Below are 24,813 nucleotides of genomic sequence, written 5' to 3'. Positions count from 1 at the left end.
GTTACTAATAGCTCACGAATTATTTATTTCAATTTACAGACAAAGATCTGCTTGTCTGAATGCTGATCAAAAGGTGCTTCTTCAAAACTTCCAAACTTTTTGATTATTTCAAATCCACTTATGCTTAGGTAGTTATCTAATTCTTGTGGAAAGAACATGCGCATGTCCAAATTTTGAATAGAGTGGAAGTTGCCATTAATAAAGTAATGCCATTCAATACGGTTAATTTGCGTATCGCTTTCGTAGCTCATAATCTCCTTGATAATCACTTCTCGACCATCCTGAGTTTGGTAGTTGCTTATTGTTTTGAGTTCTTTTGAGCCCTCAGCTAAGAAGGCAATATTTGGATTAAAACAATCAAATAGAAACGTGCCATCATTTTTAAGATGACGTTTAACAGTTCTAAGTGAGTCAAACAAATCCTTATTACCATAAAGGTGATGAATGGAATTAAAGGGGATAAAAATGCTATTATAAGATTGGTCTATATTTAAAGTCCGCATATCTCCTTCAATAAATTCAATACCCAAATGCTTGGCTTTTGATTTATCACGGGCTTCTTCTAACATGGAGGCTGTAAAATCCACTCCTGTTAGAAGATGACCATTTTCAACTAAAGGGAGGGTTAATCTGCCGGTGCCACAGCATAACTCTAATACCGATCCTTCTGTACTTTGAGGGAGCCATTTCCGGTAAAATGGCAGATCGTCCATGTTGGTATTCATACCATCATAGATCTGAGGGTCGTACAATAAGTGGCCAACGCTGTATTTTGAATTCATTGAGTTAAGAATTTTTTATATAAGCTGAAATTATCACATAACCCGCATCTATTGACGATTGCTCTAGAATGTTAACATTCTTAGATTCCCAATTACCGTTATCTAAATCTGATTTAAGTAATGCCAGACCTGGTTCAGGATTCTCAAGCTTGGCAAAACTGGAAATTGAGTTTCTAACGCTTTGCTCCAGATAAGCACCTGGACGTTTCCAGTAGGCTGCTAGAAACCCATCCATGCAATTGTCAGGTATTAGAAGTGGTTCAACCGAAACCTTTTCGAAATAGGATTCGAGTTCGGACACTTTTGGAAATATTTGGCGGTCCATTTTAATAATCTCAGGAAAATAATCACGAGTCAACCAAAATGGCGCCGCTTCAGGATTCCATGATACCGCAATGAAATGATCTGTGGTTACCCTGTTGATCTCCTTAAACGCCTTGTCTCTATTTGTCCAATGGTGCATGGATAGAATGGTAAGGGCATGACTAAAGCTTTTATTTGAAAAGGGTAAGGCTTCAGCGCTAGCCTGGACCACGGGATGGGCCGTCTTAGGTCGTTGATTAATCATTGCAATAGAGGGTTCAACTGCAACGAGATCCATATCTGTAGGTTCATAAGACCCAGCTCCAGCGCCAATATTAAGAATGCGTTGGGCACCCTTTAACTTTTTATGGATTTGTCTGGCAATTTTTGGGTCGCTTTGGCGCTTTTCGCTGTAGTTGATGCCTATGTCGTCGTAAAGGTTATTCATCCCTTAAAGATAGCCATTCCTTATAGCTCACCACGCGTTTTTCATCATTGGACTTGGTTTTACCTGAAAGAATGCCTATAAATTCTAGATAATGGCCATCAGGATCCGAAAAATAGATTGAAACTGCTGGCATCCAACAAAATACCATAGGGATGTCATTTTGGTCGTTTAGAAAATTCCAGTAATTGAGGTTGTGCGATTTTAGAAAGGGTACCGATTCATTTAGCACCCAGTCAGGATCGCATTCAAAGGCAAAATGTCTGGGGTCAATTTCTTCCTTAGGGCGTTCCCAAAGTCCTAACATGGCTTGTTTGTCTTTGCCAATCCAAAAGAATGCTATACGTCGTTCATCATTAAATCGACATTGTTTTAAACCAAGAACCTTAGAATAAAATTCAATAGAACGCTCCAGATTTTCAACATATAAATGGGTTTCATAAAGTCCTTTAATCATGGCTTTACTTTTGTTTGAAGATACCATATAGATTTATTGATTTCAAGAAAAAACTAATGCTTAAATCTATTTCCAGATAAGGCAGATCAATGAGTTCAAATAATTAAACTCAAGGAGCCATTAAATGAGATCTCAAGATTTTAAAGGCATTGAAGGAAAGCTAAACACAAGGGTTTTCCACATACCACTTAAATGATTAGTAATGACCATTGAAGTAATTGTAAAGCTGATAGATAAGCAAACCAATACCGGCAAGAAACAAATACCAGTTAATGGCTTTATAGAAAGCAGGAAATTGTTTTTGTGTACGGGACCAGGAAATTATGAACATCATAGGAATTAAGGCCAAAACCTGACCTATTTCAACGCCAAGATTAAAGCATAGAATTTTAGCTAAGAATTGTTCCTGTCCCATGTCAAAAGACTGTAATCGAGTAGATAATCCAAAGCCATGGATAAGACCAAAAAGACCTACCATAAACAATAAATTTGGGGCTTTGATAGCAAGGACCTTAAAGCCACCTAGGTTTTCAAATCCTTTGTATAAAACACTAAGTGCGATGACCGCATCGACCAAATGCTCATCGGCAGTAATGCCCAAATAGGTGGCACCAATGAGGGTTACACAATGGCCTAAGGTGAACACTGTGATAAACTTTAAGATGTCTATAAAATTGTTGAGGTAGAAAATGACTCCTGTTAAGAAAAGCAGATGGTCATAACCGGTAAGCATGTGTGTAGCCCCAACTTGGATGTAGGCCCAAAGCCCTCCAGCGCGTAGAAGTTCCTGATCGGCACTCGTGACATCATGAGCAAAACCGATCAATGGGGTAAAAACTAAAACAACGCTTAAGATTTGATTTAATCGTTGTTGATCCATTAGCTCTTTTTTCTAAAGACAAAAAACAGCACTCCGATAATTAATAAGCTGCCTACTATAAACCACCAGGTTGGAATTTCGTCATCATGGTCGTGATCATGGCCATTATGTGAATGCGCCTCTTGATCATGCCTGTGTGTCACGCCAAAGGTTAAAGTCGCCCACTTAGATACGTGAGTCAATTCATCATTATCGTTGGCTTCAACCATATGAATGGTACGTATGTAGTAGATACCGTCTTCTGGTAAGTTAACTGCTACTATGCCTTCGGTATTGGTTCGTAATTGTTGTCTTTCGGTATGAGAATGCTCGGTATCATTGTTATGATCATGATTAACGGTATCATGGGGATGCTCGTGGGAATGATTATCATGTTCATGCTCGTGCGAATGCCCACTCTCGTGATGATGGGCTTCTGTTGTATGATCATGGGAATGGTTTTCACCGTCGTGCTCATGACTGTGTTCCGTATTTCCATGCTCATGTTTATGTTGGTGTTCATGGTCATGGCCATGATCATCATGATTGTGTGTATGCGCGTTATCGTTTTTTACATAATGTGCATATACCAACTGGTTTGCTAAAGGCTGTCCGTCCAGTAATAATTGAACTTTTAAGCTGTCACCGGTATAGCTGTTATAAGGATTGCTTTGAGGGACAAATTCAATAGGATACCCAAAGACGGTGTTCCAGTCCTCAGTCTTTTTATTACCCACTTGATAAATAGCCTTAACATGTTTTTGGTAACTCTCAACAGCATCTTCTTCTAAAAGGCCTTTCTTTGTACGCTTGTCAAGCATATCTAAAACACCATCATGTTTTAGATAATCATTGAACTTTTCGGCTTCTAATTCTATGTTTCTTGGTTTTGTAGAAACCCCTGCCACATAGGTACCTGAGTTCCCCGCACTAAATGGTAGATAGGTAATGGTGCTATCCTTGTCCATCCATTTGTCCGGATTTATAGTCATGCGCTCTCCTTGCATGACCACGGAAGCATCCAACATGCGATCTCGGGTAATGATGTTTTCACTTTTCTCGAAAGTACCATTATACAGACTTAGTGTAGCGTCTTGATTGGGTCTTAAGAAATAAGTGTCCATTTTTAAGTACAGGTCATGACCAGTAAGGACGAAAAATGCGATGAGCAGACCTAAGGATAATAGAAGGTTGATCTCCAGTTTTTTGTGCATTGTCAAAAGGGTTTTTACGAATTGAATAGGCTGAATTGAGTGAGCTTTACATCACAAAGGTCTTTATAAAATCCGATTTTTAATTATCAAAAACACTTTTTTTGACCACCAATTTAGAAGCGCAGAACGACAGAAAAACTAGTTGGCCTTATCACCGTATTTAGCTTGCCATTCTTTGACTATACCCGGCAACTCATCGCCTTCTGCAACAAAAATCATCGAGGCTGAGTTCATACAGTATCGCAAGCCTGTAGGTACAGGCCCGTCATTAAATACATGGCCTAAATGCGATCCACTACCGCTGTCTACCACCTCAGTTCTAACCATGCCATGGCTTCTATCTGCCAATTCTTTTACGGCGTTATCATCGATAGGTTTGTAAAAGCTTGGCCAGCCCGTTCCGGATTTGTATTTGTGTTCAGAGCTGAATAAGGGTTGCCCAGTAGCGGCAGAATAATAGATGCCTTTTTTCTTGTTATCCCAGTATTCCCCTGTAAATGCACGCTCGGTACCTTGTTTCCGTAAGATGTAAAACTGTTCGTCCGACAGTTGTTTCTGCCATTCGGCATCGGTTTTAGAAATGGGATAGACGGTATTGTCGTTTGCGGTTTTGGTATTGCTTTGGCAGGCTCCAGTAATGAATACCAAACATAAAATTAAGATTAATGAAATTCTCATAACGTTTATTTTCTTTTTCATTGACAAAGATAGACCATTTAATAGGCAAGGCTAGGAGTTTAACACCACCGTAACGCTTCCAGGGCTATCTGTATGTGAGTGAATAGTCTTAAGAGACTGACCATCCTTACAACAGATTTATCGAATGTTTTTACCTTTAATAGTTTTGTGATTGTATTATTACTTGGAACATTAAATGTATGTCTTAGGATGTTACCTGGTTAAAATCTAAAGTGCCTCTTTTATTTCTATTTTGTTTTTCATAGTGATTAAGGTGGCCATTACTAAAACTAACATCTTTTTTATTTCAACTTTTAAGAAGTTGTGTCAATTTATGTTCGGCTAATTTCATTCCTTCTTTAAATCCTATTTTTTGGTATAAATCCAAAGCCTTAGTCCATTGATTAATAGTTTCTTTTTTTTTGCCTATTAAATCCAACAATTCGGCATAGGATATTAGAGCATTACTCAAGTCCTTTTCGCATGTATTGGAATTGTCTTCATACAATTGGATGGCCGATGTATAATTTTTAGTCGCTTCTTTGTAGTTTTTAAGTTGGGCTTGTAGGTCGGCCAAATGTCTCATTGAATGGGCTATACGGTCAATATTACCAGATGCTTTGTAATAGGTCAATGACTGAATATTATGCGCCAGAGCTTCATCATAGTTATCAGTATCAGCTTCCAACTGTCTGTAGATATGGAAGATTCGACCAAGGAACTCGTTATCGTCGCTACGGCAAAGCTCATAGGCCTTATCTGTAGTTGATTTTGAGCTAGTGGCATCTCCTGTACTTCTGAGCTGCCAGGCTTTGGTCAAATAATCATGTATTCTTGATTCTCTGCTCAACTTAGTTTGTTTCTAATGTAATCACTGGTTAAGTGTTTACTCACATCAAATGGCTCGCACTTGCTAACACCTGAAGTCACCTCAATCGGACCCATTTTTTTGGCGACTTCCAAGGCCGCGGAATTAAGCGTTATATTCTTTTTCCCCATACCCATGAGTGCTGTGGCCATTGCCAAACGGACACTATTTTTATTATTAGCATATGAGTTTCCAATTTGCGCGATCCTATCAAGGTAGAAATCTGTGTCCGGAGCACTTTTTTTTGTGGATTTAGACACTTCATAGAGTAAGCCATAACCACATCGTTTTCTTATGGTACTGTTGCTATTAATCCATTCCATAAGCAGTGGTACTACAAACGATGTTTTTGCTAAGGCTGCATCACAGGACGAAAACACATGAGCTAAATAGCCATAGTATAATTGATCTACTTTAGACTCTGCTTGTTCAACCGTCATGAATTTAGGGTCGTCAATCAATAAGGATATGATTTTAACATCGTAGATATTACTGGGCCACAATTCTGCGGCCAACTTATGATTCTTACCTATCTTTTTGGCCAATTTCCGAAGAACTGTTAGTCCAACCCCAAAACTTTGTAATCCATTAGGATCAGGATTTAATCGTCTCCAATGATCAACTCCTCGCTCATTACGATGTTGTTTTAAGAGGTTTATTAAATCCTTTTTTGTACTCATTTTTTGAGTCAATTATCACAAGTAGGAATTTTATATTCTAATTTTAGATTTTTTTATTAGTAGGATGTTTATATCACTGATTCTACTAAGATAGGCAAATTGCATGTAGTTACTTTTCTCAGAAATTGTTTTGGATGTTAAAAGAGTGGTTAAAAATACTCTTTAGTTAAACCAAACCGCATATTTTTTACGTCGCAATTCAAGGGATAATCCTTTTTCTACTTCCAGCGCCTCCGCTTTAGTCGTTAAAGGATCAATATGCTTGTATAAACTTGGCCGCAGATACAAACCATATTTCTCAACAATATTGGAAGACAGTTTATAGCCTTTTTTATTTCTATAACCAGTTTTGTGCTGTTGAAACCGTTCTTTAGGGGTCTTGCTAGTAATGCCAACATACAGGCATTCCAGAACACCATTGAATTGTGGATTAGCCGCCCGGAAACGGGTATGCTCTGAATATACCTTTTTAGAAAGTTCAATTACATAAACGCGATAGAGGGTATTGGGCAATGGATTTAGTTTTTTCTCGTTTGAGGTTCGTTTACAAAACTAATGGAATATGCTTACTTTGTGCCTTGGTAGTAATTTCGTCTGCCATTCTAACATTTAAAGAAAGCCTACTTCGATTGTGAAGGTACTATTAACCAATAATCATCTCTCATCATTTGGTGGCACGGAAACCTGGATCTTAACGGTTTATGAGGCCCTAATTGCGCTAGGTATAGAGGTGGATGTTTATACAACCACCACCGCAAAATCGGGTGTTGGAGCTTTGATTCCCTCTATTAACTCGATCACTGGAGATTACGATTTGGCATTGGTTAATCACAACACCTGTGCTAAGGATGTGCTAACCAGTAAAGCCATTATTAAAAGGAAGGTTATGCTGTGTCATGGTATTTATCCAGAGCTGGAACAACCTATTGCAGGGTTTGACGCTTATGTAGCCATCTCAAAAGAAGTACAGGATCATCTACTACTTAAGGGTTTTAGCTCTACTGTGGTGCATAATCCTATCAATCTTTCCAGATATACTCCTACACACCCTCTTAATGCACAGCGTATGCAGGTTTTAAACCTTGTGCAATCGAAAAAAGCCAGATCTAGAATTTCTAAGCTTGGTTATAAGTCCTATTCAACAGCTGTATCCCTTCGATCCAGAAGAGAACTTAAAATTGAAATGTATAATTGGGCCGATTTGGGGTTTTCTTTAGGTAGGGGTTGTTTTGAACTTTTAGCATGCGGCAGATGTGCAGTTGTTTATGACGAACGAAAATACAATCTGGAGGGCTGTTATGATGGATTGGTTACTAAGGACAATATAACCGCACTTTTAGAAAAAAATTGTTCGGGACGCGCTTATAATTACAAGTTTGATCTGGCACATGTAAAAGCAGATATTGAACAAAATTATGTAGCAGACACCGGTTATTACAGGGCTATTGCAGAGCGTTATTTTGATTCCAGGAAGATTGTTCTGCAATTGTTAGAAGTCTAAGCTTCATGAGGAGCATAGGCTTTGTTCTGATGCGTAAATCCATCCCTTAGATTGGTATTCAAGCATACAAATGGCACTTTTGGTTGTTTAAAAATTTCGTTGTAATTTAAGCCTACTAACTGACAATCAAATCTTTCCATTAATAATTTTGTGTGTTCACACGGGATTGAAATGATTCGTTTTTCTTTTGAATCTTAATTTAATTAACACATGAAGAAGTGTCGTAAAGAGGACGAAACCTGTAAAAAACGAAAGTACTTGTTCCTAGGCTTTTTTCTAGTAGCTGCCTTTTTAGGTCTTATGGCCGGTGGTACTGTAGGCCTGGTAAGTGGGGCTGGATTTGCCTCCGGAATCACCCTCGTGCAAACAGAGATAATTGGCCTGTGTATTGCTGGAATCCTGACGTTTCTGGGCGCGCTTATTTATGAGTAAGTGAGACCAAATAAAAGATGATTAGGCTTAGGTTATTAAGTTTGAACCATATCATTGAACCTAAGCCTAAAAAGCTTAAATAATATTATTCTTCTTGGGTTTCTGGTTTAATAAACCAGCGCAATATTAATATGCCAATCCTGGCAATGACGAAGGACAATAGTCCAAAGGTGGCCGTTAACAAAGAGACCTTAAGGCCACCGGCAAAAATTGAAGGGTCTGGATCTCCCATCGCTTCCACAGAATCAAAAGCCGTAATAAGGCCAATTACAGAGGCAAAAAACCCAATAACCAAACCCAGGAGACTAGAGTCTACAGTTAAGTTGAGCATTTTTTGAGCTAGGTTTTTATCCTTTTTTAAACTTAAAAAACCGCGAATTAGCAGGCCTATGGACAGGAGTAAGCAGATTAAAATTAAGGACATAAAAAATGGGCCACCCTCACTAAAGCGATCCGCGAATTCATTGGTAATTACTAGAGTCATCATAAACAGATTTTAGTTAAACATGACCAAACTTAGTTTTAATGCCATCCCAAAATATGAAAATGCGATGAACAACCAATTTAAAAAGGGTTTATACCAAATGTTGAATCCAGGCCAAAATCCGTCGTTCGTCTACAAAGCCATATGGGCGTTTAAAAATATAGTATTATTGTAAGAGCTAGTATTTCTATGACGTTTCAGCGTTTTCTTAAAGTAAAACTCATCCAGTTGTTTTTTCACACCGCCTTTTGGTCTGCAGTGCTTATATTTTACAGTTACTTTTTTAGTATTGGCAATACCTCATTTGAAAATGCCTTTTCCTTTAGCTTGTTTTTAATGCCCACGACCATTGCTACGACCTATGTATCTGTGTATAAATTAATCCCTGATTATCTCATCACCAAACGGTATTTAAGGTTTGCTATTTACAGCAGTTATACATTGGTTATTTCTGCTTATTTGGTGATGGCAAGTGTCTTTTTTAGTCTTATTTACCTATCCGGATTTGAATACTCAGAAATGAACCCTGCTACTAAGAATATTATTCTGGTGTTAGGGGCTGTGTATCTTATTGTGTTTGTTATTAGTGCTTTTAAGCTATTGCAATACAATTTAAAACAAACCCAACGCACCAAAGCTTTGGAAACTAAAATCCTGGAGGCACAATTAAAGTTAAAAGAACAGGAGCTCAATTATTTAAAAATGCAGATCCATCCCCATTTCTTGTTTAATACCTTGAATACCATGTATGGTTTTGCCCTACAGAAATCTGAGAGTACGCCTGAAATGATTTTAAAACTCTCCAATCTATTGGATTATTTGTTGTATCAGGTGGATAAACCCAAGGTGGCACTTGCAGAAGAGATCAACCATATCAAGGATTATATTGGATTAGAGCAAATGCGTTTTAACGATACACTTAATGTCTCATTTGAGGTGAAAAATTGTTCCAAAGACATTAGTATAGCACCCATGCTATTTCTACCGTTTGTAGAAAATAGCTTTAAACATGGTGCCATAAAAGATGGCAAGTTACAGGTGTTCCTTGAAATTAATTGCGAGGATGAACGCATTCATTTTTACATTGAGAATACACGCCAAAAACAAGAGTCATCTTCCAAGGGTATTGGTCTTGAGAATATTAAAAAACGGCTTGAAATGCTATATAAAAACCGGTATACTTTAGATATCAAGGAAAATGAATACAGTTTTAAGGTAGCATTAAATCTTGATTTACATGACTAGATCTATTAATTGTATTATTGTTGACGACGAGTCCGTGGCGCGAGGTGTTATTGCTACTCATTTAACAAGTATGACTGGTGTGACCATTGTGGCTCAATGCAGTAATGCGATTGATGCATTTAATGTCATTAGCAAGAATGCGATTGATTTGGTGTTTTTAGATATTAATATGCCCGATATCTCAGGGATTGCCTTTGCTAAATCCATAAACAAGAATATTCGGATTATTTTTACCACGGCCTACCGTGATTATGCCGTAGAAGGATTTGATTTGCAGGCGGTAGATTATGTCGTGAAACCTGTGTCTTTCGAGCGCCTTTTACAAGCCGTAAATCGTTACTTTGAAATTACTAAGCAAGACCCGCCAGCCGCTAAAATCGATCTGCCTACCACTGATTTTATTTTTGTCCGGGCCAATCGGCAAATGCAAAAACTGGATTTTGCTGAGATTCGCTATGTGGAGAGCTATAGTGACTATATTAAAATCCAATGTGAGCATCAGTCTGTAGTTACCCGTGAGACCATTAGCAATATTGAAGCCAAGCTCCCACGGTCTCAATTCTTAAGAATCCATAGGTCCTATATTGTTGCCATTAAACACATTAGCTCTTTTACCCATGAACATGTGGTTGTAGGTGATAAGACCTTCACCATTAGCCGTAGTTATAAGACTCAGGTATTAAAACTATTAGAAGGATTTTAATAAGAAGGGTCGGTACTAAATAATTCGAAAAAAAGATTCATTTGATTTAGAAATGGTATACACTTTTACCCGCCAGTCGTTTACAGTGATCAATTCTTTAAAGTTGATATGCCTGGTTTTATAAGCTTCCATAGTCTATCGATTCATTTGAAATTACTTTAAAATCTTAGTAGTTATTAAAATTAAGATTAATAAGAGCATTAAGGTAATTACTAATAGCGTCAAATAAATCACATAGGAGACTAGCAACTTCAAATTTTTGTTCGTCCAGCTCAATTCAGAAAAAAGGCGATTGTACACATACCAATTGTAAAGAAAGCCTAGCAACAATGGTACAACTGTGATGATGCTGTTACGGTCTTGTATAAAACTAAACAGGGTGTAGATTAAGAGTTGCTCACCTGTTATGTACAGATTTATTATAAGATGTTCCGAAAAATTGTAGTCATTCTTTCTGAATGTTATAAAGGAAGCCAAAGCAAACAAAGGAACGAAGCTTAGAAATACATAGGTCTGATTGTTGCTTAAAAAGTCGAGGATTTCAAAATTGACTGTTTGATTTAGGTTGTCACTAGCCCCATTTCTAACCCCTGACAAAAAATCATCTACAAAGGTATCATTGCCTATAAGTTTTGTAGACAGAAGAAATATGGTGGAAGAAATGAGTAAAAAGGCAAATGGCTTGTAGAATTTTGTCCTTTTTCCATAGAAGAAATCTTTTAAAGTCTTCCCTGGATTCAATAACAACACTTTCACCGTATACAAAAAGCCATGGTTAATTTGAAAAACATTGTCTGCAATAGAGTTCTTTAAATAGTTCCAGTTGATGCGTTGCACTTTTGAACTCTGCCCACATTGATTACAGTAGTCCCCTTTAAATTCATTGCCACAGTTTTTACAGGTCATTTTTTTTGTTTCAGGTTTATTTTAATCGGGCTTATAGATTTCAACCGCCTTTTGTATGACACTCATTTGTGTTTGAATACTATTTCCCCTTCCGTAAGCACTTTTAGTTTTAAAAACCAATACCACATCTATTTCTGGATAAACAGTAATATTTTGCCCTAAAGCCCCCTGGGCGGAATAGGCATTTTTGAGTCTGTAATCCTTGGTGTTTTCTATTAACCACCACATATACCCATAACCCAGGTCAAGGCCGTCTTCTTTTAAGATTGGTGCATTTTTTTGAGCTTCAAGATAAGAGGTTTTTTGCTTTACCATGTCTTCTACCCAGTTCTCTGGAATAACCTGACCATCGCTCCATTTTCCCTTACGTAGCATCAACAATCCTAAACGCGCCATATCTCTTGTTGATAACCAAATGTGATAGGCTGGAAACTTCGATACTTCCAAATCACCACTTTTTTGTTGTAAGGCTCGATCCCAGTCCTGCATTCTAAGAGGGCTTACTAATTGTTCATCTATTTCGTCATAGATATTTTGGTGGGTTTCCTGTTCGAAGATATACCCCGCTACATTAAAATCCCAATTACTATAAAGCCAATAACTTCCTGGTTTAACAGATCCCCTTTCTGGGGCGAGTCGTCTAAAATCACCGCCATTGGAGCCAGGTAGAAAAACACCAGAACGGGCTGAGATAACATCTTTTATAGTGGCTGATGTTTCAATTTCAAGAAAGGGTGAGTGGTCTTCGATACCTAATTCTTTTAGAGATTTATCAAGATCAATAGTTCCATTTTCAATGTGATTACCGTAAAGCATGGCCAAAACACTTTTTCGACATGAGGCGATATAGCTGTTTTCTTCAATATCCCCGTATTCAAGGACTATCTGCCCTTTATGAATAATAAGCAGTCCAGTAATCTGAGTACTATCAACAATGAAGCGCGTAAAACCCCTGAGGCCAGTTTCGCTCCAACCTTCATGAGCTGGATTTTGTAGAACTGTCCAATTGGTATCTGGGTAAATCTGGGCCTCACTTGAGCAACTAAGCAACAGGGATGAAACTAATGATATAAGGATGATTCTCATGATTTAATTAATATAGTTGTTGTGGTTTTATTTTGGAGTTTCGCTTGTATTAACCATGGCATCCTGGCAGCGATAAATTCAGGTATTTAGACAGCATATGCTAAATGTACTCTATAAATTCTATCATCTGGATGCCTTGAACAAGGTAGATGTTGGATTTTTAAAAGTCTTCAAAATATATAAAATCAGGTGGTTTTGAGCGTTTTTTTATGATAAAACGACCAAAAAACCAGCAAAAACAGCTTTAAAATGCTATTTTTGGAAAAAAGCAATTTCGCTTAGGGCTTCAATGTAGATAGGTTTAAGTATCGTCCTTGAGTTGGTAATCTAAACCTATAAAAACTCACAATTTTGAATTCTAATCCAGATTCTTTAGAAACACTTCTAACCTTAGATGATTTAATTACAGCTCTATTAGAAGAGGATAAAACAACCTACAATTACCTTATAAAATCCATTAGTTTGGAGGCTAAAGACTTTGATGCATATACATCATGGTCTAAAGATTGTTACACTAGAAATTGTGTGGTTAACAATGAGAAGTTTGAATTAGTTTTAATTTGTTGGGGGCCAGGTCAGATGACACCCATTCATGATCATGGTGGTGAAGAATGTTGGGTAAAAGTAATCGAGGGTGAATTGGAAGAGGTGATTTATAAGAAGAATAAAAATAATGATCTTGTGGCCGTCAGGTCATCCATTTCAAAACCTAATCAGGTTACCTATATGAAAGACTTCATGGGTTTCCATAGTTTACAAAATGTATCAGAGAGTAGAAGTTTGACTCTTCATTTGTATGCAAAACCTATAAGTTCTTGCAATATCCTTGATGAGGATTCTAATACCTTTGTAAGAACTGAGCTTTTCTACCATACTACAGCTTAATTTTTAAAAATTTATGTCTACACTAAGAAACGATTTGGAGTTGTTCCACGAGCTTGTCGAGGTATTAATCAACGAAGAAGAGCAAAATCCTGTTGCCGAGCGCATAGACGCTAATCAATTATACGACACGCTCGATCTATCATTAAACCAGAATCCAGTCATTGATGATGAATTGAAGGCCGTATTAAGTGATGTTTTAATCGCAACACCCAAAACTGCAACCCGTTTGTTTTTTAATCAGCTTTTTGGTGGGAGACAACCCAAAGCCGTGTTGGGTGATTTGCTAGCGGTGCTGCTCAATAACAGTATGTATACTTACAAGGTTGCTGGTCCACAGGTTGGGATCGAGCAGGAAATTATTAAACAGTCGTGTAAGCTAGTGGGTTATGGAGAAAGCAGTAATGGCACTTTTCCAACCGGGGGTTCTATGAGTAATTACATGGCTATGGTCATGGCACGTGATGCCAAAGATCCTAATTGCCGATTTGATGGAATGTCGAAACCCTTGATTGCCTACACTTCTAAAGAATCGCATTACTCAAATGCAAAGAATGCCAGTTTTGCGGGAATTGGTAGAAACAACATGAGGTATATAGAAACGGATGCCGATGGAAAAATGATACCCCATAAACTAGAAGCCCAAATTAAAGCGGATATAAGTAAGGGATGCATTCCTTTTTTTGTGAATGCCACGGCAGGTACTACGGTATTAGGGGCGTTTGATCCCATCGATGAAATCGCCGATATTACCGAAACATATGACATCTGGCTCCACGTAGATGGAGCCTATTGTGGCAGTGTGATTTTTAGTGACACTTACAAACATCTTGTGAAGGGTGCAGAAAGATCAGACTCTTTTAGCTACAATGCACATAAAATGTTAGGCACTCCATTAACCTGCTCTTTAATTCTGGTTAATGACAAAAAACACCTGCACAATTCGTTCAGTAATGACGCTAGTTATTTGTATCAGACCGATGGTGATGACTTTAACCTGGGTAAAACATCATTTCAATGTGGACGAAGAAATGATGCCTTAAAATTCTGGACACTTTGGAAGTCTATTGGCACCAGTGGTTTAGAGAAGATTATTGATCAACAGTTTGAGCTGGCAAATGTAGCTCTGGACTATATAAGACGTCATCCAGATTATACCTTATACAGTTATGACGACTCCATTTCTGTTTGTTTTAATTATAAAGATACAGATCCCATGGCACTCTGTACGGCCTTATACGAACATCAGCAAACAGTGGTTGGATTTGGCTCCTTCAATGATGATACCTTCATAAGATTTGTAACCATTAATGCCAATAACAGTAAAGAAGACATTCTTAATTTCTTTAAAGTTTTAGAAGGCTTCGTATCCAATACTCCTTCTTTAAAAACGAGATCCGCAATAAGCGTTTAAATGGCTAGGTACGTGTAGGGTTTTTGGAACATTTTTTAAATCTTCAATATCATATACCTTTTCTTCAAGGACGATTCCTTTTTTTAGAAAAAGTTCCATCAAATATTTCAGTTCTATAGTTTCTTGTGCTACCGCAGTTGGTCTTTTCAATGGATTCATCTGCTTCAGTGATTGCAATAGTCTCCTTCAAGTTGAGTTTCACAGTTTTTACAGATCATTCTTTGTTTAGAGCTTTTTTAATTTGGACCGTCAATTTGCATTCTTGATAACGAGAGTATGTTTTAATTTTGTCTAACGGTTATGTGTATTATTAGTTACGTGGTTAAGCAACTATGCTATCAAACAAATCACAGATAGAAAATTCCAGTCTAATTTTCGTAAATCGGCCGTGATCTAGTAATTAATTATACACAGTATTATACACTGGCTGTTTCTTTTGAATGATGTCATTGATTGCATCCCAAAGAGAAATTCTTTTTTCTAAAGATTGTTTTGCAACTGCTAAAGCTTCAGCCCATTTTGTGCGATCATTACCACATAACTCAGAAATCAATTCAAGGGATAAAGGACCGTGTTCGTCACCATCTAACTCGATGTGTCTTTCAAGATAGTAGGTTAATTTGCTATATTTTACGTTTTTGGAATCAGCCTTTTTGAGAATTTCAATGAACATATCGGGTATAAGGTCTTCACGTCCAAATGTAAATGCAGAAGCAACAAGGTGAGATTTATTCGTGTCTATTACAGAAAAGGTGAATTTAACGAAGTCTTTCACTCTTTCATCAATTGCAGTCTCATTTAAGGAATATTCTACAGAATAACCTATTTCAATCAACTTTATGAAACGATCAATTTCATTTGTATATGCATTGATTTGCTTCATGGCATCCAAGTACATCTCAAAATGACTTTTTGGCTCTCCTAATTCATTAATGTCACTTTCCTCACCATATACAATTTCATTTATAAATCTTGATAGTTTTGGGTTTTTTGGCGGTGACCAAGGTGTTTGGACTTTAGTAAGATTTATTTGAAGATTTTTTAAGAGTGACATAAAATCCCAAACAGCAAAGACGTGATTTTCCATAAATACCTTTATGTCTTCAACGGTATTTAAATTTTTATATAAAATGTGGTTTTGTAATTCTCTTCTTAAGTTTGAGATTTCTTTTTCTATGTGCTCTATCCTGTTCATTTTGTTTAAACATTAATAAAATAAACTAAACAAAAATACAAACGTCAATTAATAAAAAGGATTATTCAATCGTTAAAATTTGTTTTGTCACGAATTCATTATGTTCTAGAAGCAATCAGATTTTTCCCAGGTTTGCATAAAACGGTCAGCGCTATGAGTAGTACGGGAATTAAAAACGTTACTTTTCATAACTAACCAAACATTTTATTTCTATCATTTATTCCAGTAAAGCCCTATTCATTGGAAACTTCTTTCAAGAAAGGCACGAGTCGATAGCCCTCGTCAATTACTCGTTTTGATGGCTGGTAGTGACGAACAATGATGTTAAATTGGTTAGTTGAGTTAGCGACTTCTATGTTGTTCGATGCACCCTCTCCACAACCAAAACTTATGGTGTATGTTCCATCATCATTCGCTTTAGCAGTATTTGAGCTGAAGTTGGCTAGATCATTAAACATAAAACCCTTTGCATCATAAACGGTAATGGACCAAAATGCTGTGTTTTTGGGGTCTTCAAAGGTAAGCTCGTAGCAGCTATCCGTAGAAAAGTTTCCAGATGCTTCATAAATATTATCCTTCATTTGTGCGCCTCCCCATCCAACTGCTGCGCCAACTTGATATTTCTCATCTGAAAAGTCCTGACCCGATTCATCATTGGGGTCAGTAAACATTCCTTGCATCAGATTTAAATCATCTTGCTTAGCTATAGCAGGTAGTTTAGCTTTCAGCGCGTTTTCCACTTCAGTGAATGATTTCTGATTTACAGGAGCGGTTCTAAATTCTTCATTGGAATTGGATTCTATACGCATTTTATCCTGAATTTCTTTGACTTCTGATTCGGTGAACGTCGCATCTAGTCGTATAATAAGGTTTAGATGCTTTCCTGTATGGGTTGATAGGTTAAATGTCCCAGGACCATATTTCATTGCTTGAATACGGTGGTCTTCTGTCACACCCTGTACCGACATATACTTTCCTTTAGGTATCTCAGGCATGATAATCTTAGCTCCTTTGGAAACATCAATAACTGCAAATGAGTAGTAAGTATCTCTGTTCATTCTAACAACTGGTTGGTTATCTGTTGGCGTTAATTGGCTCTTATGAAGAAATTTATTTACTCCAACTAGGTTCTGATTCTTAAGGATTTGACGGGATGTTTCGTCTGTTGGATATGTTTCAGGAGTAACTATTCTTCCATTGGTAGCAAAAAAAGCATCCTCAGTAGTTACTGTTCCTGTTGTTGATTGCTCTGTTTTGGTTGATTCTTCTTTTTTGTTTGATTGGCAACTTACGAGTAAAATAATCATTGTTACTGCTAAGATTGTGTTTTTCATAATTTCCTTTTATAATTCGTTCAGTTACTTATTCTTTGCTTTAGATAATTTGGATATGTAGTTAAATCTTAAGTTTTCTTCCACACAACAGTTTTACTAAAGAAACCTACACTTATTTTAATTTCAAGAACATCGCCTTTTGGGGTGATTTCAGCATCGTACCATTTTTGTCTTTTAGCTGCGTAGATTTTTCCTTTCCAACTTCTACTGCTCTTTTTTAAATCCTTTAACATGACTTTGCCAAGGGTGGCTTTGGGATTGTCAGATGATTTAATTTTTCCGGTTGTTTTACCAGCTGATTCAGTTATTTCAATGACGGTATTGTCTTCTCCTGTATTCCAAGTTCCGGTTAGATTAGATTGTCCAAATACTGAAAATGAACAAAGTGTTACTGCGATTAAAATTAAATGCTTCATCATTGTTTTTTTGAAGTGAAATACAGGAGTGATGTTAAGAGGCATATAGTGAAATAGCCAAACATTATGTACTGGCCATTAAATTCTGATTGCATTTGAACATCTTCAGTTCTAAGTCCAATAATTCCTACTAAGTACGCAAAAGGAATTATGAGTAAGATATATGGGGTTATGTGTTTGGCTTTCCAAACTATAATTGCATAAACGAATGCCGTTAGAAAGTTTGACATGCCAAATACACCCAATAGGTACATTGCATCTGGGTGCGGATCAATTCTAGCAATGTTTGCAGATGCATAATTTATATTAAACGTGTGCATATATCCTCGAATAATATCAATTACAGCAATTACACCTAAAATGATAGTGTTGATTTTTAGAGATAAGGATTTGTCAAGCATTTTTTTTAGTCTTTCGAAGGGATAAAACAAGCATTATTAGGGCTAAAGGAATCATGATGTAATTGCCAACACCTCCAGGGGCATTGCCTTCTAAGATGATAGGTTTATAGAATGTTAGAAAAAGCCTGCCAGAGTATTCTGTTAAGATGAATAAATACATTAACGGAATTAGACTTTTATATCGCCACAAAACAATGATATATAAAATGCCAAAAAGCAATTGGGTCAGTCCCCACTCGGCAAAAATGTGCACAACAACATCTGCGGCTTCTGCAGAATAGCTGCTTAAGGGGATGGTTGCGATACTCTGAGCGCCGCCGTCAGTTGCAAACATATGGATTAGGCTTCTTACAACAGTCATTATTGCAATAAGATAGAAAAGGTATAACGCTATTTTTCTGCCTTGATAATTATTATTTATTTCTTTAGGTAAAACGTTCATTACAATTTTTTTTGGCAGTTATACATAGTTGGCAGTAGTTTTTAAAGTGCAAACAAGTTTTTGTTAACAGTAATAGTTATTATTTCCACATGATCCTCTTGAACCCTCAATTAAGTCTATTTCATCTTATTTTACAAAGTACATGTCTAATTCACCTTTACCTTTGGCATGGATTTTTCCTCTATACTCACATTTGACGGCATGCTTGACAAGCTGATATGTAGAATCTGAAATATTTATTCTGCCAGGCTCTCCTAAGGACTCCATCCTGCTTGCTGTATTTATGGTATCCCCAAAAAGATCATAATTAAATTTTTTCTTTCCAACGACTCCAGCCACTATTGGACCAGAGTGTATGCCAACTCTCATATTCCATTTTATGTCATGTTTTTCGTTTCTTTTCTCAAGGTAGGCTAACATCTTTTGTGCGGCTATAATACAATTAATAGCATGCTCGGTCGTCTCCTCCTCAAGCCCGTATGCAGCAACATACGCATCACCAATGGTTTCAATTTTTTGAATACCTGTCTCCTCAACAATTTCATCGAATCGTCCAAAAATATCATTGAGTTCATCGACCAGAGTAATGGCCGGGACAGATGCTACCAGCTCAGTAAACCCTTTAAAATCGGTCATGAGAATTGTAACATTTTTATGTCTTTTTGGAATTACGCTACCCGTTTCTTTTAGTTCTTGAGCAATTTCTTTGGGTAGAATATTGAGTAAAAGATTATCCGACTTCTTTTTTTCTAGAATTAATTCATTGGTCCGCTCTAGAACGGTTTCTTCCAACTTTTCCTTTTCAGCAATGAGTTTTCGTTCTCTGTATTTACTAAAGCTCCTGAAACCAAAAAGAAAGATAATAATATAGGAAGCATAGGCCCAGAGTGTTCTATACCATGGCGGGAGAACAGTAAATGAATAGGTTAATGGTTCCGACCAAACCCCTTCAGTACTTTTAGAACGCACGTAAAATGTGTAATCACCTTCAAAAATGTTTCCAAAAGTCGCAGAGGTTTGATTAGACGGAGGACTCCAAGAGTCGCTGTATCCTTCCAACTTGAATTGATATTTAACGAGTTTTGGGTACGCAGGCTCTATGGCACAAAATTCAATAGTTAGGTTGTTATGTGAATGAGGTAGGATCAAATTTTGGGGAATGGAATTGAATGGGCTAACATTGTCAAAAACTAAGGCCTTATATTTTGACCTTAACCCTAATCTTTCTTCCCTACTCAATGGTTTCCCGAAAGTAGTAATCTCTTCAGAAATTGATGGATCTACTGTATAAAATGAATGGATATCCGATTTTTTCGTGGTCGAATCTAACCTTAAACTTCGCCAGGAAATATTTTCGTTATTGATCTTAATGGCAGTGAGCGTATTATTAGGCGGACGTCTATTATTTGATAGTTCTTTATAATCCATACGTACTAAACCACTCTTTTCGGAGCCTGTAGCTATCCATAGCACACCTTTTTTATCTAAATAGATGCCACGTTGTCCGCGGTTAACATCTTTAATCTGATAACCAGTACTGGTGTTGTAAATTTCAAATACAGGTGCGTACTCGGATAATTCACTATTTGAAAGTCTGTTATTTACATTAATATGAAGACTTTCTGATTTATTTTGAAAGTTATTTATTTTCCTTTTTTGATTAAACCCCTTAAGTATGGCAATGCCGTTATTGGTCCCTATCACAATATTACCTTCTTCGGATAAGGCAACTTGTGTAATGACATTATCAGGTAAGCCATTCTGGGTTGTAAATTGATGAAAAGAATCCCCATCAAATCGGTATAAGCCCTTTCCATAGCTACCCAACCAGAGGTTCCCGTCTTTATCTTCAATGATGGATTTAATGTCTGCGTCACCTGGTCCGTTCTCCCCATGGTAGTTGATAAAGGATTGACCATTAAACTTGCTAATACCATCTGCCGTACCAAACCAGAAATCTCCATTTTTATCTTTTGTTATACAAAACACCTGATTGTTGACAAGTCCATTTCTGTCTGAAAAATTGGTAAAAGACTTTCCGTCGAATAGGCTTATTCCGGCAGACGTGGCAATATATAAGGAGTCATTTTGGTCATGATAAATGAAATAAACCTGGGGGGAGGCCAATCCTTGATTCTTTGATAATATAGTAAAAGACTCTTTATCAAACTTTATGAGACCACCATAGCCAATATTAGTGGTACCTAACCAAATATTGCCTTTATCGTCTGTTTCAATTGCCCAAAAAATTTGTGTGGGCAATCCTTGTCTTATGCTAAAGTTCAAAAAATGAACACCATCAAATCGGCTTATGCCTTCCGAGTTTCCGGCAAACCAGAGGTAACCTTCATCATCTTGAACAATACTTCTGATACTCCTGTCAATGATTCCTTGTTCTCGTTTGATATTAAGAATTGCATCTCCTGCATATTTTATTATGCCTGAATTTGTTCCCATCCAAATATTGCCGCTTGCATCTTCTATAATATTTTCTATATCATTATTTTCTGTTTCTCTCGAAGGATTGATTGAAGTAAAATTTGAACCATCAAACCGAAGTATTTCTTCTCCCCGAATTACAAGCCAAATATTACCTTGACTATCTAAAAATGTATAAGTTTTCGAATATTTATTGAATTTTTTATTGACAGGATAATAACGGATATTCTCTTTAGTAACTTTTGCAAGGCCAAAGGGTGATCCTATCCAGATATTTTGATTATTGTCAATAATAATTTGTCGGATGGGCCTGTACTTGGGATCGATCTCATCGGTTTTATGAGTGAACTTCTCACCATCGTAAATGCTTATTCCATTTTCATTAGCTATGAATAATTCACCCGATTCATTCTGGATTAATGTATGTACGCGATTAGAGGAAAGACCGTTATTTTTTGTATAAAGTGTGTTGCCATTATTAGTGTGATGAACAAGGCCTTTATAGGTGGAAAACCAAAATGTCCCATCCCTGTCTTGAAGAATGTGAGTTACCTTACTTTCATTATATACAGTTGTAAAACCTGCCCCATCAAATTTGGAAACACCTTTTGAGGTGGCGATCCATATATTCCCTTGTTGGTCTTCTGAAATTTGAGAAATTTCGTTATCAATTAAGCCATGTGATGTTGTATATCTGGTAAAAACTTTTCCATTGTATTTGCTCAAACCGGCAACAAATGTGCCAAACCAAAGGTTACCTTTTGAATCTGCAAATGAGCAAGAGATTAGGTCGACAGCCACACCTTCCTCAGTGGAATAATTTTGGAATACCGTTGAAAATTCTGCCTCGACTTCAACAGGAGGTTTCAGTGGGGATTTTTTAAAGATTGGGTGGAACTCAGGGCGGTCGGATGAACCCGGTTTTGGGATTTTAATTTTCAATGGTGCTGGCCTGTTTTCTAGAAATATTGGTTTGGGCTGTAGACTGTCTGGTAGATTAGCCAGGAGAATAGTGTCAGGTGAGACTATATTAACCTGAATGGGTTGTTGTTTATCTGCAAGTTCAAACTCTTTATGGTCTGGCTTGCATCCTACAAGAACTATTATGGCTATACAAGCGGACAGACGATACCATAGTTCTGATTTAAAAAAGAGCTCATTCCATAGCATTGGTACCAATATTATTTGCGTTTTATTCGGTATTTATTTTGGCTAAAATTTAAGCTTTTTGCCAGAAAGTTTTAATAAAATTATTCTTAAAGCAGCCAACGATTCTCTTATGTACATGGATATTTAGTAGTATAAACTTTGATAGCTTGAAGTTAGTTTATAAAATACATTTCCAATTCTCCTTTTCCCTTTGCAAAGATCTTTCCACGAGACAGACATGCGAAGTCGTTTTTAACCAGGTCATAAGTGGATGAGGAGATGTTGATTTTACCGGCCTCACCAGCGGATTCTATTCTGCTTGCCGTATTGATGGTGTCACCAAAAAGATTGTAGGCAAATTTCTTTTTGCCCACAACACCAGCAACTATAGTTCCTGAATGTATCCCAACCCTCATCTTCCATTGTATGGCATGGCTCTTATTCCTCTCTTCCAGAAAGGATAGCATCTTCTGTGCTGCTATAATACAGTTAACAGCATGATAAATGACGTCTTCTTCAAGTCCACACACAGCCATATATGCATCGCCAATTGTTTCAATCTTTTCAACGTTTGTCTCCTCCATTATTTCATCAAAATGCCCATAAATCTCATTGAGCTCCTCGACCAAAGTGATTTCTGAGATGGATGATACAAGCTCGGTAAACCCTTCAAAGTCAGTTAATAAAATAGTTACATTATCATACCTTTTAGGAATGGTTTTACCGTTTTCTTTTAAATCTGGTATAACATGTGCCGGAAGAATGTTATGCAAAAGGTCATCTGTTTTTTTCTGTTCAACCAATAAGGATTCCTCTGATCTATCAATTAGAATAGACAAGCTCCAGATGATGGCGAGACAGATTAAACCCGTTAAACTAATATTGACTACTTGAGATAAGTATGGATCTACGCCATTATATTGGGCATTAATATTCGATTGAAGACAGACAGCAACAATTAAAGTTGAGCAAGCTAGAAGACTAAAACCATGAGCTAACTTTCTTGCCCTTTGAGGAAAAGTTATGTAGGGTAGTATAATTAGTAAGAAACAAATGACTGCAACTCCTGAGGAATATCCAAGCAAATAAATAAAATAGATAACCGATGAATACGATAAGACAATAAGCCATACTGAGGCCAAAACACGCCAACCTTTCTTATTGAAAAATAAAACAAGAAGAAACATCAATCCTGTCACAGCATTGCTACAGTACATTATTTGCGAGTCTATTAGAAAAATTGCAATTAGCATCCAAATTGCATTATACCCCGTTCCAAGAATAGAGGCAATATTTGTTATTCTTAGATATCTTTTTTCTGTGAATGAAAACTCTTTATTAGCACCAACATCAATTATTCTCTGAAAAAAATGAGATTTTTTATTAAAATTAATAGCCATTATTGTGTGTGGTTATTTATGGCTAACATTCCAATTATTGATAGTACATAGATAGCCATTACCAGCCAAGAATCAATACCAATTCCTTTTCTTCTATTGGGAAGTTTGAGTAGCATACCCATCATGTAAATCAATGTAATAAGTATAGCAATAGTAGTTAAGTAAATATCAATACTATGTGCTTTTGGCAGTATGCTATCATTTGTTATTAAGGTTGCAAGTAGAAACAGTACAGGTAAAAATGCATTGCCACCAAAAATATCACTAATTATTGGCTGGTATGTCTTTTCTTTTACAAACTCAAGTCCACCAGAAACCTCGGGAAGCGAAGTGACTAAGGCCAATACGGTAGCGCCAAAAATAATTCCGTTAATATTATAGTGATTTGCGATTGTATCGCTTGTTATCTCTAAAAGTACACCAAACACTAGCACAACCGCAGAAATAGAGATAAGCCATAAAATAGATGATTTTCGTGTAAGTGAGGTCCCCTTTGTCTTTAATTTTTGGGTGTTTTTATTGTCGTTCACTTGTACCTTTTTTAATAAAATAATACTTGTAATCCAAGTTAAAGCAATCGACAGTTCAGGTATGGTGCTTCTTAAAAAAAGAGTGGTTTCGTTTAGCTGTTTTCCTAAAATAACCAAGGTTAGAATAACTACTAAAAACAGACCTTGAAGAATACTTGATTTATTACTGACTAAAGTGCTTAATGGTTTTTTTTCTTTTCGAGACGCAAAATCAAAAAGCACTAAAAGCATAGATTGAATTACAATACCTCCTAATAGGTTACCAACTGCCAGGTCTACATTACCCTTAAAAGCGCCATTAACTGTAATTGCAATTTCGGGCAGATTTGTGACTATTGATAATATGATGGTACCACCAAATGAACTACCCAATTTAAATTCATCATCAATGAAGTTAACTACTTTCGATAATTTATTACTAAAAACCCAAAGCAGTATTACTGATGTTAGAAAGATCCATATACTATAATTAAAACTAATTTCTAAATTCATTAAGAATATCACGTATTAGGCATTAGTTTCTTGTGAACAAATAAATGAGCATATTAGTTATAGTATTTCAACCCGT

At 36.7% G+C, this 24,813-nt stretch carries 28 protein-coding genes; 6 read left to right on the top strand and 22 right to left on the bottom strand.

The annotated features are described in order from the left end of the window. Positions 1-23: 23 nt before the first annotated feature. The 9 genes from DN064_RS08380 to DN064_RS08340 all read right to left on the bottom strand — a co-directional run bounded on the left by DN064_RS08380 (position 24) and on the right by DN064_RS08340 (position 6,799). Positions 24-782, bottom strand: coding sequence for a class I SAM-dependent methyltransferase (locus tag DN064_RS08380; RefSeq protein ID WP_115462192.1), 759 nt, complete (start codon positions 780-782; stop codon positions 24-26). A gap of 4 nt (positions 783-786) precedes the next feature. Continuing rightward, positions 787-1,533: a class I SAM-dependent methyltransferase gene (locus DN064_RS08375; RefSeq protein WP_115462191.1), complete on the bottom strand. Its 747-nt coding sequence runs from the start codon at positions 1,531-1,533 to the stop codon at positions 787-789. Next, the gene (locus DN064_RS08370; RefSeq protein ID WP_115462334.1) at positions 1,526-1,987 is read right to left on the bottom strand and encodes a VOC family protein; all 462 of its coding nucleotides are present in this window, start codon (positions 1,985-1,987) and stop codon (positions 1,526-1,528) included. The genes DN064_RS08375 and DN064_RS08370 overlap by 8 nt, the downstream gene beginning before the upstream one ends. A 196-nt stretch (positions 1,988-2,183) precedes the next feature. Continuing rightward, positions 2,184-2,867 (bottom strand): HupE/UreJ family protein, encoded by a 684-nt coding sequence (locus DN064_RS08365; protein WP_115462190.1) that lies wholly within the window; start codon positions 2,865-2,867, stop codon positions 2,184-2,186. Continuing rightward, positions 2,867-4,060 carry a DUF4198 domain-containing protein gene (locus DN064_RS08360; RefSeq protein WP_115462189.1) on the bottom strand — a complete coding sequence of 398 codons (1,194 nt, stop codon included), beginning with the start codon at positions 4,058-4,060 and terminating at the stop codon, positions 2,867-2,869. The genes DN064_RS08365 and DN064_RS08360 overlap by 1 nt, the downstream gene beginning before the upstream one ends. A gap of 138 nt (positions 4,061-4,198) precedes the next feature. Beyond that, a complete protein-coding gene (gene msrB, locus DN064_RS08355) occupies positions 4,199-4,759 on the bottom strand; it encodes a peptide-methionine (R)-S-oxide reductase MsrB (protein ID WP_115462188.1) in 561 nt (186 codons plus the stop codon). 286 nt (positions 4,760-5,045) lie between these two features. Further along, complete coding sequence (locus DN064_RS08350) at positions 5,046-5,588, bottom strand: tetratricopeptide repeat protein (protein ID WP_115462187.1); 543 nt, start codon at positions 5,586-5,588, stop codon at positions 5,046-5,048. Beyond that, a complete protein-coding gene (locus DN064_RS08345) occupies positions 5,585-6,286 on the bottom strand; it encodes a DNA alkylation repair protein (RefSeq protein ID WP_115462186.1) in 702 nt (233 codons plus the stop codon). Before DN064_RS08345 ends, DN064_RS08350 begins: the two co-directional genes overlap by 4 nt. Positions 6,287-6,448: 162 nt before the next feature. Further along, positions 6,449-6,799: a GIY-YIG nuclease family protein gene (locus DN064_RS08340; RefSeq protein ID WP_115462185.1), complete on the bottom strand. Its 351-nt coding sequence runs from the start codon at positions 6,797-6,799 to the stop codon at positions 6,449-6,451. A 118-nt stretch (positions 6,800-6,917) separates the two neighbouring features. Here DN064_RS08340 and DN064_RS08335 point away from each other — a divergent pair, with 118 nt between their 5' ends. Next, positions 6,918-7,787 carry a glycosyltransferase family protein gene (locus DN064_RS08335; protein ID WP_115462184.1) on the top strand — a complete coding sequence of 290 codons (870 nt, stop codon included), beginning with the start codon at positions 6,918-6,920 and terminating at the stop codon, positions 7,785-7,787. On the opposite strand, the gene DN064_RS14165 is transcribed toward DN064_RS08335, so the two are convergent. Beyond that, positions 7,784-7,927, bottom strand: coding sequence for a hypothetical protein (locus DN064_RS14165; RefSeq protein ID WP_157962271.1), 144 nt, complete (start codon positions 7,925-7,927; stop codon positions 7,784-7,786). The genes DN064_RS08335 and DN064_RS14165 overlap by 4 nt on opposite strands. A gap of 70 nt (positions 7,928-7,997) precedes the next feature. On the opposite strand from DN064_RS14165, the gene DN064_RS08330 reads away from it, so the two are divergent. Further along, positions 7,998-8,219 carry a hypothetical protein gene (locus tag DN064_RS08330; protein WP_115462183.1) on the top strand — a complete coding sequence of 74 codons (222 nt, stop codon included), beginning with the start codon at positions 7,998-8,000 and terminating at the stop codon, positions 8,217-8,219. Between the two features lie 85 nt (positions 8,220-8,304). Here DN064_RS08330 and DN064_RS08325 read toward each other — a convergent pair whose 3' ends face one another. Next, positions 8,305-8,706, bottom strand: coding sequence for a MotA/TolQ/ExbB proton channel family protein (locus tag DN064_RS08325; protein WP_115462182.1), 402 nt, complete (start codon positions 8,704-8,706; stop codon positions 8,305-8,307). Between the two features lie 225 nt (positions 8,707-8,931). Here DN064_RS08325 and DN064_RS08320 point away from each other — a divergent pair, with 225 nt between their 5' ends. Both DN064_RS08320 and DN064_RS08315 read left to right on the top strand, forming a co-directional pair. After that, positions 8,932-9,948 (top strand): sensor histidine kinase, encoded by a 1,017-nt coding sequence (locus DN064_RS08320; RefSeq protein WP_232827446.1) that lies wholly within the window; start codon positions 8,932-8,934, stop codon positions 9,946-9,948. Beyond that, positions 9,941-10,651: a LytR/AlgR family response regulator transcription factor gene (locus DN064_RS08315; RefSeq protein ID WP_115462180.1), complete on the top strand. Its 711-nt coding sequence runs from the start codon at positions 9,941-9,943 to the stop codon at positions 10,649-10,651. The genes DN064_RS08320 and DN064_RS08315 overlap by 8 nt, the downstream gene beginning before the upstream one ends. Before the next feature lie 153 nt (positions 10,652-10,804). Here DN064_RS08315 and DN064_RS08310 read toward each other — a convergent pair whose 3' ends face one another. Both DN064_RS08310 and DN064_RS08305 read right to left on the bottom strand, forming a co-directional pair. Next, positions 10,805-11,557 carry a DUF3667 domain-containing protein gene (locus DN064_RS08310; protein WP_115462179.1) on the bottom strand — a complete coding sequence of 251 codons (753 nt, stop codon included), beginning with the start codon at positions 11,555-11,557 and terminating at the stop codon, positions 10,805-10,807. 21 nt (positions 11,558-11,578) lie between these two features. Beyond that, the gene (locus DN064_RS08305; RefSeq protein ID WP_115462178.1) at positions 11,579-12,643 is read right to left on the bottom strand and encodes a serine hydrolase domain-containing protein; all 1,065 of its coding nucleotides are present in this window, start codon (positions 12,641-12,643) and stop codon (positions 11,579-11,581) included. A gap of 351 nt (positions 12,644-12,994) precedes the next feature. On the opposite strand from DN064_RS08305, the gene DN064_RS08300 reads away from it, so the two are divergent. Beyond that, entirely contained in the window at positions 12,995-13,528 is a 534-nt protein-coding gene (locus DN064_RS08300) for a cysteine dioxygenase (RefSeq protein ID WP_115462177.1), read from the top strand. 13 nt (positions 13,529-13,541) lie between these two features. Further along, entirely contained in the window at positions 13,542-14,939 is a 1,398-nt protein-coding gene (locus tag DN064_RS08295; protein ID WP_115462176.1) for a pyridoxal phosphate-dependent decarboxylase family protein, read from the top strand. Here the strand turns inward: DN064_RS08295 and DN064_RS08290 are convergent. The 9 genes from DN064_RS08290 to DN064_RS08250 form a co-directional block, all read right to left on the bottom strand. Next, positions 14,910-15,098: a hypothetical protein gene (locus tag DN064_RS08290; protein ID WP_115462175.1), complete on the bottom strand. Its 189-nt coding sequence runs from the start codon at positions 15,096-15,098 to the stop codon at positions 14,910-14,912. The genes DN064_RS08295 and DN064_RS08290 overlap by 30 nt on opposite strands. Before the next feature lie 241 nt (positions 15,099-15,339). After that, on the bottom strand, positions 15,340-16,134 hold the full coding sequence (locus DN064_RS08285) for a DUF3050 domain-containing protein (RefSeq protein WP_115462174.1): 795 nt from the start codon (positions 16,132-16,134) through the stop codon (positions 15,340-15,342). A gap of 233 nt (positions 16,135-16,367) precedes the next feature. Beyond that, on the bottom strand, positions 16,368-17,468 hold the full coding sequence (locus tag DN064_RS08280) for a DUF1214 domain-containing protein (protein WP_115462173.1): 1,101 nt from the start codon (positions 17,466-17,468) through the stop codon (positions 16,368-16,370). 68 nt (positions 17,469-17,536) lie between these two features. Continuing rightward, complete coding sequence (locus DN064_RS08275; protein ID WP_157962270.1) at positions 17,537-17,884, bottom strand: DUF2147 domain-containing protein; 348 nt, start codon at positions 17,882-17,884, stop codon at positions 17,537-17,539. Beyond that, positions 17,884-18,285 (bottom strand): hypothetical protein, encoded by a 402-nt coding sequence (locus DN064_RS08270; RefSeq protein WP_115462171.1) that lies wholly within the window; start codon positions 18,283-18,285, stop codon positions 17,884-17,886. Before DN064_RS08270 ends, DN064_RS08275 begins: the two co-directional genes overlap by 1 nt. After that, positions 18,278-18,727, bottom strand: a complete 450-nt coding sequence (locus DN064_RS08265) for a hypothetical protein (RefSeq protein ID WP_115462170.1) — start codon at positions 18,725-18,727, stop codon at positions 18,278-18,280. Before DN064_RS08265 ends, DN064_RS08270 begins: the two co-directional genes overlap by 8 nt. A gap of 126 nt (positions 18,728-18,853) precedes the next feature. Continuing rightward, a complete protein-coding gene (locus tag DN064_RS08260; RefSeq protein ID WP_115462169.1) occupies positions 18,854-22,336 on the bottom strand; it encodes an adenylate/guanylate cyclase domain-containing protein in 3,483 nt (1,160 codons plus the stop codon). A gap of 152 nt (positions 22,337-22,488) precedes the next feature. Beyond that, entirely contained in the window at positions 22,489-23,715 is a 1,227-nt protein-coding gene (locus DN064_RS08255; RefSeq protein ID WP_115462168.1) for an adenylate/guanylate cyclase domain-containing protein, read from the bottom strand. After that, positions 23,715-24,737 (bottom strand): sodium:calcium antiporter, encoded by a 1,023-nt coding sequence (locus DN064_RS08250; RefSeq protein WP_157962269.1) that lies wholly within the window; start codon positions 24,735-24,737, stop codon positions 23,715-23,717. The genes DN064_RS08255 and DN064_RS08250 overlap by 1 nt, the downstream gene beginning before the upstream one ends. Positions 24,738-24,813 lie beyond the last annotated feature (76 nt).

It is taken from the genome of Winogradskyella aurantiaca (assembly GCF_003362725.1).
GTDB classification, from domain to species: domain Bacteria; phylum Bacteroidota; class Bacteroidia; order Flavobacteriales; family Flavobacteriaceae; genus Winogradskyella_A; species Winogradskyella_A aurantiaca.
This window is presented reverse-complemented; position numbering and strand designations above follow the sequence as displayed.